This window comes from Streptomyces phyllanthi (assembly GCF_009377205.1).
Lineage (GTDB): Bacteria > Actinomycetota > Actinomycetes > Streptomycetales > Streptomycetaceae > Streptomyces > Streptomyces phyllanthi.
Window position 1 is genome coordinate 1 of record NZ_VJZE01000238.1, and the last position, 13822, is coordinate 13822.

Below are 13822 nucleotides of genomic sequence, written 5' to 3' on the forward strand. Positions count from 1 at the left end.
GGGGTGTACCGGGTGAACCGAGGGGCGGTGAGTGGACGCCGTGAGGGGGTGGACGGGAACCCGATGGGGGACCCCCGCACGTATCCTGGGTGACGCCCTTGCGGCGGCTTCGCCCTTCCCGACTACGAAAGCGGCTCGTCATGCGCGTCTACGTCCCCCTGACCCTTCCCGGTCTCGCCGAGGCGTACAAGACGGGTGAGCTGGGAGAGGGGCCGCTCGTCGCCTATGCCGTCACGCCCGCGCTGCGGGAGTGGTACCTCTCCGACGACATCGAGGAACTCGAGTACGCGGCTCTCAGCCGCGCCGCCCTCGCCTCGCTGCGGCTCCTCGCCGTGGAGCCGGGAACCCTCCGGCGGCGGGTCGTCGTCGCCGTCGACGTCCCCGACGGGGCGGCGGTGGCCGACCCGGACCGGGGTCTCGACCCCTCGGCGCTCGGGGAGGTACGGGTCGCCGGTCCGGTGCCGCTGGCCAGGACGGCCGCCGTGCACGTCGACTCCGACGACGCCGAGGCCGATGTCTCCGCCGCCGCGGACGCGCTGGGCGCGGCCGACCAGGGGGACGACGACGCCCAGTTCACCGTGGACGGCGCGGAGGACCACGAACTGCTGTGGTACGCGACGCAGGAGATTCCCAACCTGGTGGGACAGGGGGACTGAGCACCCGGACTTCCACGTCGCGGCGCGAGGCGCACCGGATCGTGCCGCGGTGGTCACGGTGCGTTGTCAGTGGTGGCGGGTACGTTCTTGGCATGCGGAAGAACGGAGCAGCGCACATTGTGTGGGACTGGAACGGGACCCTGTTCCACGACAATGAGGCGATCATCGGGGCGACCAACGCGGCGTTCGCCGAGCTCGGCATCGAGCCGCTCACACTGGAGCGGTACCGGGCGCTGTACTGCGTGCCGGTGCCGAAGTTCTACGAGCGGCTGATCGGCCGGCTGCCCACGGACGAGGAGTGGGAGATCATGGACGCGATCTTCCACCGGTACTACGCGGAGCACCGCACGGCCTGCGCGCTGACCGAGGGCGTGCCGACGCTGCTCACGGACTGGGGGGCGGCCGGACACAGCCAGTCGATCCTCAGCATGTACGGGCACGAAGAGCTGGTGCCCCTGGTGAGGGGCTTCGGGATCGAGCCGCACTTCATACGGGTCGACGGGCGGACCGGGCCGTCCGGCGGCAGCAAGGCCGAGCACATGGTGCGGCATGTGGGCGCGCTCGCCGGGGTGGAGCCCGCGCGGGTGGTGGTGATCGGTGACGCGGCCGACGACGCGGTGTCCGCGCGGCACGTGGGCGCGCAGGCGGTGCTGTACACCGGTGGTTCCCACAGCCGGGCCAGCCTTGAGGTGGTGGGTGTGCCCGTGGTGGACACCCTTGAGGAGGCGGTCGCCGAGGCCGAGCGGTTGGTGGCCTAGGACCTGTCCGGCCGCTCCGGTCGTCCGGTCGCCGTGTGCGCCCGCCTCCTCGGAGGGTCCCGTCGGGTCAGGTCACAGGCGCCTTGGCGCGCAGGATCGTGAGGAACTCGCGCATCCAGCCGGAGTGGTCGGCCCAGACGCGGGACGAGACGAGAGTGCCGTCGACCACGGCCTCCGCGTCCTGGAACGTGGCGCCGGCCGCTTGCATGTCCGGCTCCAGCGCCGGATACGCCGTGACGCGGCGGCCCCGGAGGGCGTCGGCCGCCGCGGTCAGCAGCGGGCCGTGGCAGATCTGGGCGACCGGTTTGTCGGTGTCGAAGAAGGACTTGAGGATCTTGCGGAGTTCGGGGTCGTTGCGGAGGTACTCGGGGGCCCGTCCGCCGGGGACGACCAGGGCGACGTACTGGCCGGGGTCGACCTCCGAGAAGGCGAGGTCGGCAGGCCAGGTGTAGCCGGGCTTCTCGGTGTACGTGTCGAAGCCGGGCTCGAAGTCGTGGACGACGAACCGGAGCTTTTTGCGGGCGGGGGCCGCGATGTGGACGTCGTATCCCTCCTCGCGCAGACGCTGGTACGGGTACAGGACCTCCAGTGACTCCGCGGCGTCGCCGGTGACGATCAGAATCTTGGCTGACATGTCGCTGCGCTCCCCTCAGCCGTGGTGTGCGCCCTGCTGCCGGGCGTCATGGGCAACGTGCCTCGGGGGAGAGGCCCTGCCAAGGGTCCATGCGCGCCACACGGCCCCCGGAGCCGGCCCGACCACTCGGGGCTGCGCCCCAGCCCCCACTATCAGCCCGAACGGCATCACCCTCAAGCGTCGCCGGCCGCACGGGCTCAGTGGGCGGACTCTCCGCGGAGAGCGGGGTGGGCCCACCGTGGCAGAGGAATCGGCGGGCTCGCCGCGGGAGCACCGGTACCGGCGGGGCGGATGGGGCCCAGCCGCCGCGTATCTGTGCAGAACGTCAAACTTCCGGCCCTGGTTTTGTACACATACGGCTCATGACGGGGGACCCGCCCGGAGCGATAGCCTGGTGGCGTGATCAGCGCGATATGGCGCGGGGGCCTTGACATCCCTGTCCCGCGCCCGGAGAGCACGGTCCACAACCGTGTCCGGGTGGCGGTCGCTGGTCTTCGCGGGCGGGACGGGACATCGAGGTTTCCCAGGACGCCGAGCACTCCCCGGACAGAGGCGCTGCCGAGACCAGTGTCACACCCGTCGGGCAGCTCAAAATTGGCTCAGATACCCCCGCACATCTCACCTGGCGGCATAGCGTCGAGAGAGACCGGACACCCCGCGTCACGACGTCACGTCGTCAGGGAAGAGACCGAACTTCCTTCTACGTCACGCAACGGCGCGCGACAGGAGCCAGAGGACAATGCAGACCAAGCTGGACGAAGCCAAGGCCGAGCTGCTCGAGAGGGCCGCACGGGTAGCTGAGAACAGCCCGGTCGGGGGGCGCCTACCGACTGGGACGACGGGCGAGGGCACCCCCGACCGGGAGACCGTGCTCACGTTTCTCCAGCGCTACTACAGGCACACCGCCCCGGAGGACCTGACCGACCGCGACCCGGTCGACATCCTGGGAGCCGCCTTCTCGCACTACCGACTGGCCGAGAATCGCCCCCAGGGCACGGCCAGCGTGCGGGTGCACACCCCGACCGTCGAGGAGAACGGCTGGACGTGCAGCCACTCCGTCGTCGAGGTGGTCACCGACGACATGCCCTTCCTCGTGGACTCCGTGACCAACGAGCTGTCGCGCCAGGGGCGGGGCATCCACGTGGTCATCCACCCGCAGGTCGTCGTGCGGCGCGATGTCACCGGCAAGCTCGTCGAGATGCTCAGCACCCCGTCCGCCGGCGAGCTGCCGCACGACGCGCACACCGAGTCCTGGATCCACGTCGAGATCGACCGTGAGACCGACCGCGCCGATCTGAAGCAGATCACCGCCGACCTGCTGCGCGTGCTGTCCGACGTGCGCGAGGCCGTCGAGGACTGGGAGAAGATGCGCGACGCGGCGGCCCGTATCGCCGACGAGCTGCCCGCCGAGCCCACCGCGGACGACCTGCAGGGCGAGGAGGTCGAGGAGGCCCGCGAGCTGCTGCGCTGGCTGGCGGACGACCACTTCACCTTCCTCGGGTTCCGGGAGTACGAACTCCGGGACGACGACTCGCTGGCCGCCGTCCCCGGGACCGGCCTCGGCATCCTGCGGTCCGACCCGCACCACCACACCGAGGAGAGCCACCCGGTCAGCCCCTCCTTCGAGCGGCTTCCCGCCGACGCCCGCGCCAAGGCCCGCGAGCACAGGCTGCTCGTCCTCACCAAGGCCAACAGCCGCGCCACCGTCCACCGGCCGAGCTACCTCGACTACGTCGGCGTGAAGAAGTTCGACCAGGAAGGGAACGTCGTCGGGGAGCGGCGCTTCCTCGGGCTCTTCTCGTCCGCCGCGTACACCGAGTCCGTACGGCGCGTGCCCGTCATCCGCCGCAAGGTGGACGACGTGCTGAAGCTCGCCGGGTTCTCGCCCAACAGCCACGACGGGCGCGACCTGCTCCAGATCCTGGAGACGTACCCGCGCGACGAGCTGTTCCAGACGCCCGCCGGTGAGCTGCAGTCCATCGTCACGTCCGTCCTCTACCTCCAGGAGCGGCGCAGGCTCCGGCTCTACCTGCGCCAGGACGAGTACGGGCGCTACTACTCAGCCCTCGTCTACCTGCCGCGCGACCGGTACACGACCGGTGTACGGCTGCGGATCATCGACATCCTGAAGGAGGAACTCGGCGGCACCAGCGTCGACTTCACGGCCTGGAACACCGAGTCGATCCTCTCCCGGCTGCACTTCGTGGTCCGCGTCCCGCAGGGCACCGAGCTGTCCGAGCTCAGCGACGCCGACAAGGAGCGCATCGAGGCGCGGCTCGTGGAGGCGGCCCGCTCCTGGGCCGACGGGTTCGCCGAGGCGCTGAACGCCGAGCTCGGCGAGGAGCGCGCCGCCGAGCTGTCGCGCCGCTACGGCAATGCCTTCCCCGAGGGCTACAAGGCCGACCACAGCCCGCGTGCCGCGGTCGCCGACCTCGTCCACCTCGAACAGCTGGACGAGGAGAAGGACTTCGCGCTCAGCCTGTACGAGCCGGTGGGCGCCGGTCCCGGTGAGCGGCGGTTCAAGATCTACCGCCGGGGCGAGTCCGTCTCCCTCTCCGCCGTGCTGCCCGTCCTCAACCGGCTCGGCGTCGAGGTCGTCGACGAGCGGCCGTACGAGCTGCGCTGCGCGGACCGTACGCCCGCGTGGGTCTACGACTTCGGGCTGCGTCTGCCCAAGAACCTGAGCGGCAGCGGCGACCTGGGTGACGACGCGCGCGAGCGGTTCCAGGAGGCGTTCGCCGCGACCTGGACCGGGCAGGCGGAGAACGACGGCTTCAACGCGCTCGTGCTGAGCGCCGGGCTCACCTGGCGCGAGGCGATGGTGCTGCGGGCGTACGCGAAGTACCTGCGCCAGGCGGGCTCCACCTTCAGCCAGGACTACATGGAGGACACCCTCCGCAACAACGTCCACACGACCCGGCTGCTCGTGAACCTGTTCGAGGCGCGGATGGCGCCGGAGCGGCAGCGTGCCGGGCTCGAACTCGTCGACGCGCTCCTGGAGGAGCTGGACAGCGCCCTGGACCAGGTGGCCAGCCTCGACGAGGACCGGATCCTGCGGTCCTTCCTGACCGTCATCAAGGCGACCCTGCGAACCAACTTCTTCCAGGAGGCGCAGGGCGGCAGGCCGCACGACTACGTCTCCATGAAGTTCGACCCGCAGGCCATCCCGGACCTCCCGGCGCCGCGCCCGGCGTTCGAGATCTGGGTGTACTCGCCGCGGGTCGAGGGCGTGCACCTCAGGTTCGGCAAGGTCGCACGCGGTGGCCTGCGCTGGTCCGACCGGCGTGAGGACTTCCGGACGGAGATCCTCGGCCTGGTCAAGGCGCAGATGGTGAAGAACACCGTCATCGTGCCCGTCGGCGCCAAGGGCGGCTTCGTCGCCAAGCAGCTGCCCGACCCGGCCGTGGACCGCGACGCGTGGATGGCCGAGGGCATCCGCAGCTACAAGACCTTCATCTCGGCGCTGCTCGACATCACCGACAACATGGTGGCCGGCGAGGTCGTACCGCCCGCCGACGTCGTACGGCACGACGAGGACGACACCTATCTGGTGGTCGCCGCCGACAAGGGCACGGCGACGTTCTCGGACATCGCCAACGAGGTGGCGCAGTCGTACAACTTCTGGCTCGGCGACGCGTTCGCCTCGGGCGGCAGCGCCGGCTACGACCACAAGGGCATGGGCATCACCGCCCGCGGCGCCTGGGAGTCCGTCAAGCGGCACTTCCGCGAGCTGGGCGTGAACACGCAGGCCGAGGACTTCACGGTCGTCGGCATCGGCGACATGTCCGGCGACGTGTTCGGCAACGGCATGCTGCTCAGCGAGCACATCCGCCTGGTCGCCGCCTTCGACCACCGGCACATCTTCATCGACCCGAACCCGGACTCGGCCACCTCCTACGCCGAGCGCCGCCGTGTGTTCGAGCTGCCGCGCTCCTCCTGGGAGGACTACGACACCGAGCTGATCTCCACCGGCGGAGGCGTGTTCCCCCGTACGGCCAAGGCGATCTCGGTCAACAGCCACATCCGCGAGGCCCTCGGCATCGAGGGCAAGGTGTCCAAGATGACGCCGGCCGAGTTGATGAAGGCGATCCTGAAGGCGCCGGTCGACCTGCTGTGGAACGGCGGCATCGGCACGTACGTGAAGGCGTCCGCCGAGTCGCACGCGGACGTCGGCGACAAGGCCAACGACGCCATCCGCGTCGACGGCGCCGACCTCAGGGTCAAGGTCGTCGGTGAGGGCGGCAACCTGGGCCTGACCCAGCTGGGCCGGATCGAGTTCGCCCAGCGCGGTGGAAAGATGAACACCGACGCCATCGACAACAGCGCGGGCGTGGACACCTCCGACCACGAGGTGAACATCAAGATCCTGCTCAACGGGCTGGTCACCGAGGGCGACATGACCGTCAAGCAGCGCAACAAGCTGCTCGCCGAGATGACCGACGAGGTCGGCAGCCTGGTGCTGCGCAACAACTACGCGCAGAACACGGCCATCGCCAACGCCCTCGCCCAGTCCAAGGACATGCTCCACGCCCAGCAGCGGTTCATCCGCCACCTGGTGCGCGAGGGCCACCTCGACCGGGCGCTGGAGTTCATTCCCACCGACCGGCAGATCCGCGAGCGGCTCGCGGGCGGACACGGGCTCACCGGCCCGGAGACGGCCGTCCTCCTCGCGTACACGAAGATCACGGTCGCGGACGAGCTGCTGCACACCACGCTGCCGGACGACCCGTACCTGCGCAGCCTGCTGCACGCGTACTTCCCGACCGCGCTGCGCGCGCAGTTCCCGGAGCACATCGACAGCCACCCGCTGCGCCGAGAGATCGCGACGACCCTCCTGGTCAACGACACGGTCAACACGGGCGGTACGAGCTTCCTGCACCGGCTGCGCGAGGAGACCGGCGCCTCGCTGGAGGAGATCGTCCGGGCGCAGACCGCGTCCCGCGCGATCTTCGGCTCCGGCGCGGTGTGGGACGCCGTGGAGGGGCTCGACACCCAGGTCGACGCGGACGTCCAGACCCGTATCCGCCTGCACTCCCGCCGTCTGGTGGAGCGCGGCACGCGCTGGCTGCTCAACAACCGGCCGCAGCCGCTGGAGCTCACCGGGACCATCGAGTTCTACAAGGACGGTGTGGACCGGGTCTGGGCCGAGCTGCCCAAGCTGCTGCGCGGCGCGGACCAGGAGTGGTACCAGAAGATCTACGACGAGCTGACGGGCGCCGGTGTCACCGACGAGCTCGCCACGCGGGTCTCCGGATTCTCCTCCGCCTTCCCGACGCTCGACATCGTCTCGGTCTCCGACCGGGTGGGCCGGGACCCGATGGAGGTCGCCGAGGTCTACTACGACCTCGCCGACCGGCTGCGGATCACCCAGCTCATGGACCGCATCACCGAGCTGCCCCGCGCCGACCGCTGGCAGTCCATGGCCCGCGCGGCGATCCGTGAGGACCTCTACGCGGCCCACGCGGCGCTCACGGCCGACGTCCTGTCGGGCGGCAACGGCGCGGCCACGCCCGAGCAGCGCTTCAAGGTGTGGGAGCAGAGGAACGCGGCGATCCTGAGCCGGGCGCGTACGACGCTGGAGGAGATCCAGAGCTCGGACGCGTTCGACCTGGCGAATCTGTCGGTGGCCATGCGGACGATGCGGACGTTGCTGCGCACGCATTCGTAGGGCGCGCGCCCGTAGGGGTGGCGCACGTTGTTTCGCGGCTGCGGGTTCGTTGTGTCTTGTCGCGCCCACGCGGCGGAGCCGCACGTTGACACAGCCCCGCGCCGCTTTCGGGGCGCCCCCATCCGGGGGCGCCCCGAACCGTCCCCGAAGCAACCCGTCCCGTTCCCGTGACATCTACCTGAGTGACCCACAAATGGACTGCAAGTGGACTACACGTTGTAGTCGGGTCAAACCGGTATGTCTACGATCAATGGGATGAACGTGGATCGAAGCTCGCCCGAGTCCGAGTCCGAGTCCGAGTCCGAGTTGGAGTCCGAGCCCGAGGCGTCCTCCGCCCTCCCCGCACCACCCGCCGTCTCCGTCGTCGTGATCGTCTACAACGACGAGGCCCGGCTGCCCACGGCCGTGCGCTCCGTGCTGGACCAGACGCTGCGGAGCGTGGAGGTCGTCATCGTGGACGACCGCAGCACGGACGGCTCGTACGACATGGCCCGGGCTCTGGCAGCCGAGCACCCCGACCGCGTACGGGCCCACCGGCTGCCCGAGAACAGCGGAGGCTGCGGCGCCCCGCGCAACCACGGCATCCGGCACGCCCGCGGCGACTACGTGCTGTTCCTCGACAGCGACGACGTCCTGGAGCGCAACGCCTGCCGCAACATGCTGGAGGCCGCAGAGACCACCGGCGCCGACCTCGTCTCCGGACTCTGTGTCCGCGTCCACGTGGACGCGCGCACCGCCAGGGAGAGCAAGTGGTACCCCTGGCTGTACACGCGCACCCGCACCCTGGAGTCGGTCTCCGAGCTGCCCGACCTGCTGGTCTACGACACGCTGTCGACCAACAAGTGCTACCGGCGTGACTTCCTCCTGGAGCACGGCCTGGAGTTCCCCGTCGGCATCCACTACGAGGACCTGCTCTTCTCGGCGCGGGCGTACGTCGCCGCCCGGCGCATCACACTGATCCCCAACCGCGTCTACGACTGGAACGTCGTCAGCAATCCGGGCGATTCGGCCACGAAGTCGATCAGCAACCGGCGCGCCGAGATCGCCAACTTCGCGCACCGTATGGAGATCCACCGCCGGGTCGACCGGCTGCTCGTCGACCAGGGCCTGCCGCACCTGAAGTTCCACAAGGACGTCAAGTTCCTCAAGCACGACCTCGTGCTGCACCTGCGCGACCTGCCCTTCCGTGACGCCGCCTACCGGAGGGAGTTCGCCGCGCTCGCCCGGGAGTACCTGGAGTCGATCGACCCGGCCGCGTACGAGGAGACCGAGCCGATCCACGCCGTCTGCGCCTATCTGCTGCGCAGAAGCGACTGGGCCAATCTGCTGCCCGCCGTGGACACGCTCACCAACCGGGACAAGGTCTCCGCCCCGCTCGCCGAGCGCGACGGCCGGATCTACTGGTGTGCCGAGCACCTCGACGACCCTGTCGACGGGGAGTTCGCCCGTCGTGTCCTGGACGTCACCGCGCTCGGCTACCACACCAAGCCGATCGAGCGGATGTTCCTGCGCAACGAGTTGACGCGGTATCAGGCCCCGGCCGGTGCCGGTGCCGGCGGCAGGGGCAGCGGTACCGTCCACCTCGCCGGGCGGATCAACAACCCGCTCGGTGTCATCGCGCCCCAAGCCCGCCTGGCCGGCGAGCTGGAGTTCGGTGCCCGCCGCAAGGGCGTCCGCTTCCAGACCTTCCGGTTCCCCGTGGACACCCTGCGGCACGACGGTGAGGCCATCGCCTGGGAGGCCACCGCAGATCTCGGGCGGGTGCTGCGGCCCGTCGGCATCGTGGACGCGGTCTGGGACGTACGGCTCCATCTGGAGGCCGACGGCGTGCGCACCACCACCCGGCTCACCGCCTCCGAGCCGGGTCTGGCCACCGGGCTGCTGCCCGTCCGCCCCCGGCTCACCCGGCTGGTCGCCGACCGGATCGAGCCGCAGATCTCCTCCCGCGGTCACCTCTGCTTCCGGCTCGTCCCCGACAAGAAGGCGAACGCCCTCGTCCTGCGCGGAATCCACGGCGCCCCCGGCCGGCTCGCCAAGTCCGGCTACCGCAGGGCCAGATCGGTCCGCAAGACGCTCGCCTCCGGGAACACCAAGATCCGCCTCTACCACGAGGTGTTCAGCAGGCTGCCCGTGAAGAAGGGCCTGGTCGTCTTCGAGAGCCATCTCGGCCGGCAGTACAGCGACAGCCCCCGGGCCCTCTACGAGGAGATGCGCCGCCAGGGCCTGCAGTTCGAGGCCGTGTGGGCGTACGCGGACAAGCCGAAGGGCTTCCCCGAGGACGCCGTGCTGGTGCGCCGCTGGTCGCTGCCGTATCTGCAGGCCCTGGCCCGCGCCGAGTTCTGGATCGACAACCAGAGCTACCCGCTGAAGCTCACCAAGCGCCCGGAGACGACGTACATCCAGACCTGGCACGGCTCCGCGCTCAAGCGGATGGGGTTCGACGCGTCGGAGTGGAAGCTGAAGTCCCGCGCCGAGCAGACCGAACAGCAGCGCACCCTCGACCGCTTCGACCGCTTCCTCGTCCGCTCCGAGCACGACGTACGCACCCTCGCGCGGGCCTTCCGCCTGCAGGAGAAGACGCTGCTGCGCGTGGGCTACCCGCGCAACGACGCGCTCGTAAGGGCCCGGGAGGCGGCCGCCTCCCCTGGAGCCGTTGGACGCCCGCCGCTCGCGGCCGAGCTGGGTATCCCGGAGGACCGGCGGATCCTCCTCTACGCGCCCACCTTCCGGCAGGCCGGGCAGCGCCGTTTCGAGCTGCCCTTCGACGTGGAGCGCTTCGCCGACACCTTCGGCGACCGGTATGCCCTCCTCGTCCGCTCCCACTACCTCAACCACGTCGTGCTTCCGCCGTCCGTCCGGGGCCGGGTCATCGACGTCTCGGCACATCACGACGTGACCCCGCTCCTGACCCTCGCCGACGGGCTGATCACCGACTACTCGTCCGTGATGTTCGACTACGCGCTCCTCGACCGGCCGATGTTCTTCTTCGCGTACGACTACGAGGAGTACGTGCACGAGGGCCGCGGCACCTACTTCGACCTCCTCGAACGCGCTCCCGGGCCCGTCGTCCGTACCGAGGACGACCTGTACGCGGCGCTCGGCTCCCTGGAGAGGCAGTCGGTCAAGTACTCCGGGGCCCGTGCGCGGTTCGTCGCCGACTTCGGCGAGTACGACAAGGGGCATGCCGCCCAGAGCATCGTCGACCAGTTCTTCGCCCAGTGGAGGCGTGTGTGACCCCGCATCCGCAGAACCAGTCGTGTCCGCAGGGACAGTCGTATCCGCAGAGGCAGTCGTATCCGCAGAGGGATGTCTTCCTCGTCACCAACAGCGTCAACGAGCTGGGCGGGGTGACCAGCTGGTCGCACCAGATGGCCCGGCTGTTCACCGGGCGCGGGCATCGCGTCCATGTCATCGGCATCACCACGCCCGTGGTCGCCCAGGAGCTGGGCGACCTCCCGTACCCGACCACGACGCTGTACGACGGCCAGCCCCCGAGGCCTGGCCGGGCCCGGGACGCGAGCATGCGTGAGCAGGCGGCCCGGCTGACGGCGCTCTTCCGGAGCGCGCGGCCCGGCGGGGTCGTCATCGTGGCGCAGGTGTGGGCGATGGAGTGGGTGGGGCTCGCCGACACGACCGGTCTGACCGTCATCGGGATGAGCCACGAGGCGTTCGAGACCTGCCGGAAGAGCTCGCGCTTCCGGCGGGTGCTCAGGCACTACCGGGATGTCGACCGCATGCTCGCCCTCACCCGTGAGGACGCCGACCTGTGGATCGGGCGGGGCCTCAACAACGCGTCCTTCATGCCGAACCCGCTGCCCTTCATGCCGGAGGTGCCCTCGCCCCGTACCGAGAAGGCCGTCGTCAGCGTCGGCCGGCTGAGCGACGAGAAGGGCGTCGACATGCTCCTCGACGCCTGGGCGGAGGTGACGACGCGCCACCCCGACTGGACCCTGCGGATCTACGGCTCCGGCGAGGACGAGGAGATCCTGCGCAAGCAGTGCACCGCGCTGGGTCTGGACGACTCGGTGGCCTGGATGGGCCGTACCGACGACGTTCCCGGCGCCCTGCGCGCGGGCTCCGTCTTCGTGCAGTCCTCCCGGGGCGAGGGGTTCCCGCTCGTACTGCTGGAGGCCATGGCCACCGCCGTCCCGTGCGCGGCCTTCGACTGCGCCCCCGGCGTCCGCGAGATCATCCGCGACGGCGAGGACGGACTGCTGGCCACGCCCGGGAACACGGGCGAACTGGCCCGCAAGCTAAACCTCCTGATGGCCGACAAGCAGCTGCGGGACCGCATGGGCGAGACGGCCCGCGCGAACATCCAGCGCTACACGACGGACGAGATCGTACGGCGCTGGGAGGAGCTGTTCGCGTTCCTGGATCGGTGACGGGTGTGCTCCTGAAGAGACGGGTGTGCTCCTGAAGAGGTGAGAGGCGCTGGTGAGGGCGTGCTCGCCCGCTACTTCCTGCCGCCCGTGAACTTCTCGTACTCCTTCAGGACCTCCTCCGTGGGGCCGTCCATGCGGAGCTCGCCCCGCTCCAGCCACAGCACCCGGTCGCAGGTGTCCCGGATGGACTTGTTGTTGTGGCTGACGAGGAACACGGTGCCCGCGTGCTTGCGCAGTGCGCGGATACGGGCCTCGGAGCGCTTCTGGAAGGAGCGGTCGCCGGTCGCCAGGGCCTCGTCGATCAGGAGCACGTCGTGGTCCTTGGCGGCGGCTATGGAGAAGCGGAGCCGGGCGGCCATGCCGGAGGAGTACGTCCGCATCGGGAGCGTGATGAAGTCGCCCTTCTCGTTGATGCCGGAGAAGTCGACGATCTCCTGGTAGCGCTCCCTGACCTGCTCGCGGGACATGCCCATGGCGAGGCCGCCGAGGTGGACGTTGCGCTCGCCGGTGAGGTCGTTCATCAGGGCCGCGTTGACACCGAGGAGGGAGGGCTGGCCGTCGGTGTAGATGTGGCCGCTCTCCACGGGGAGCAGTCCGGCCACGGCCTTGAGGAGCGTGGACTTGCCGGAGCCGTTCGTGCCGATGAGGCCGATGGCCTCGCCCCTGTGGGCGGTGAAGGACACGCTCCTCACGGCGTGCACCGTGCGTACGCCCGCCGCCTTCTCGGTGTGCTTGCGGCGCAGGATGCGGTTGAGCGCGGCGGTGGCGGAGCCGCGGCCCGCGCCCGTGCCGTTGACCCGGTAGACGATGTCGACGCGGTCGGCGATGACGGTGGGCACGGGCTCGGGAGGGGTGCCGGGCTCGGCGGGTGAGGTCTCGTGGGGGCGGGTCAGGACGGTGTCAGCCACGGCCGTAGGTCTCCTCAGCCTTCCAGAAGTAGATGAACCCGCCGACGCCGGCGAGCAGCGCCCAGCCGAGAGCGACGGCCCACACGTGGTGGGGCAGCAGGCTCGCGTGGAAGCTGTCGATCAGCGCGAACCGCACGAGGTCGATGTAGACGGCGGCGGGATTGCACTCCAGCAGGACGTGCACCCAGTGGGGCAGCCGCTGGTCGGCGAGCACCTTGTCGATGCTCCACATCACGCCCGACACGTACATCCAGGTGCGCAGCACGAACGGCATCAGCTGGGAGACGTCCGGTGTCCTGGCGCCGATCCGCGCCACGACCATCGCGACGCCGGCGTTGAACATGAACTGCAGCGTCAGCGCGGGCACGATCAGCAGCCAGGACGCGGTCACCGGCACCCCGAAGGCGAGCAGGATCACGACCAGCGCGGCCATCGAGAACAGCAGCTGCTGGAGCTGCTGGAGGGCGTACGACACGGGGAGCGCGGCGCGCGGGAAGTGCAACGCGCGGACGAGCCCCAGGCTGCCGGAGATGGCCCGGGTCCCCGCCATGATCGAGCTCTGTGTGAACGTCCATACGAAGACGCCGGTGACCAGGAACGGGATGTAGTCCGGCACGCCCTTACTGGTGCCCATCAGGACGCCGAAGATGAAGTAGTAGACCGCCGCGTTGAGCAGCGGGTTCACCACCTGCCAGAGCTGGCCGAGCTTCGCCTGGCTGTATTGCGCCGTGAGCTTGGCGGTGGCGAACGCGGTGATGAAGTGCCGGCGCGCCCACAGCTGCCGTACGTACTCGGGCAGGGAGGGGCGGGCAC

General features: G+C 69.9%; 8 protein-coding genes. 5 read left to right on the forward strand and 3 right to left on the reverse strand.

Annotation, left to right across the window (positions count from 1 at the left end; genetic code table 11):
* Positions 1-140: 140 nt before the first annotated feature.
* Positions 141-656: a DUF6912 family protein gene (locus FNH04_RS27825; RefSeq protein ID WP_152788542.1), complete on the forward strand. Its 516-nt coding sequence runs from the start codon at positions 141-143 to the stop codon at positions 654-656.
* A gap of 92 nt (positions 657-748) precedes the next feature.
* A complete protein-coding gene (locus FNH04_RS27830; RefSeq protein ID WP_152788543.1) occupies positions 749-1414 on the forward strand; it encodes an HAD family hydrolase in 666 nt (221 codons plus the stop codon).
* A 67-nt stretch (positions 1415-1481) separates the two neighbouring features.
* Here the strand turns inward: FNH04_RS27830 and FNH04_RS27835 are convergent, their stop codons facing one another.
* Positions 1482-2048 (reverse strand): DJ-1/PfpI family protein, encoded by a 567-nt coding sequence (locus tag FNH04_RS27835; protein ID WP_152788544.1) that lies wholly within the window; start codon positions 2046-2048, stop codon positions 1482-1484.
* A 739-nt stretch (positions 2049-2787) separates the two neighbouring features.
* On the opposite strand from FNH04_RS27835, the gene FNH04_RS27840 reads away from it, so the two are divergent.
* The 3 genes from FNH04_RS27840 to FNH04_RS27850 all read left to right on the forward strand — a co-directional run bounded on the left by FNH04_RS27840 (position 2788) and on the right by FNH04_RS27850 (position 12101).
* Positions 2788-7716, forward strand: a complete 4929-nt coding sequence (locus tag FNH04_RS27840) for an NAD-glutamate dehydrogenase (protein WP_152788545.1) — start codon at positions 2788-2790, stop codon at positions 7714-7716.
* A gap of 255 nt (positions 7717-7971) precedes the next feature.
* Entirely contained in the window at positions 7972-10950 is a 2979-nt protein-coding gene (locus FNH04_RS27845; protein ID WP_152788546.1) for a bifunctional glycosyltransferase/CDP-glycerol:glycerophosphate glycerophosphotransferase, read from the forward strand.
* 104 nt (positions 10951-11054) lie between these two features.
* Positions 11055-12101 carry a glycosyltransferase gene (locus FNH04_RS27850; RefSeq protein WP_152788548.1) on the forward strand — a complete coding sequence of 349 codons (1047 nt, stop codon included), beginning with the start codon at positions 11055-11057 and terminating at the stop codon, positions 12099-12101.
* A gap of 71 nt (positions 12102-12172) precedes the next feature.
* On the opposite strand, the gene FNH04_RS27855 is transcribed toward FNH04_RS27850, so the two are convergent.
* Complete coding sequence (locus tag FNH04_RS27855; protein ID WP_386575758.1) at positions 12173-13009, reverse strand: ABC transporter ATP-binding protein; 837 nt, start codon at positions 13007-13009, stop codon at positions 12173-12175.
* A partial coding sequence (locus FNH04_RS27860; protein ID WP_152788547.1) for an ABC transporter permease occupies positions 13002-13822 on the reverse strand: 821 nt, incomplete at its 5' end. The genes FNH04_RS27855 and FNH04_RS27860, both read right to left, overlap by 8 nt.

What these genes read in the sequence shown, in the direction of transcription:
- FNH04_RS27825 (WP_152788542.1), top strand. Translation starts at nt 141, where the DNA reads ATGCGCGTCTACGTCCCCCTGACCCTTCCCGGTCTCGCCGAGGCGTAC.
- FNH04_RS27830 (WP_152788543.1), top strand. Translation starts at nt 749, where the DNA reads ATGCGGAAGAACGGAGCAGCGCACATTGTGTGGGACTGGAACGGGACC.
- FNH04_RS27835 (WP_152788544.1), bottom strand. Translation starts at nt 2,048, where the DNA reads ATGTCAGCCAAGATTCTGATCGTCACCGGCGACGCCGCGGAGTCACTG.
- FNH04_RS27840 (WP_152788545.1), top strand. Translation starts at nt 2,788, where the DNA reads ATGCAGACCAAGCTGGACGAAGCCAAGGCCGAGCTGCTCGAGAGGGCC.
- FNH04_RS27845 (WP_152788546.1), top strand. Translation starts at nt 7,972, where the DNA reads ATGAACGTGGATCGAAGCTCGCCCGAGTCCGAGTCCGAGTCCGAGTCC.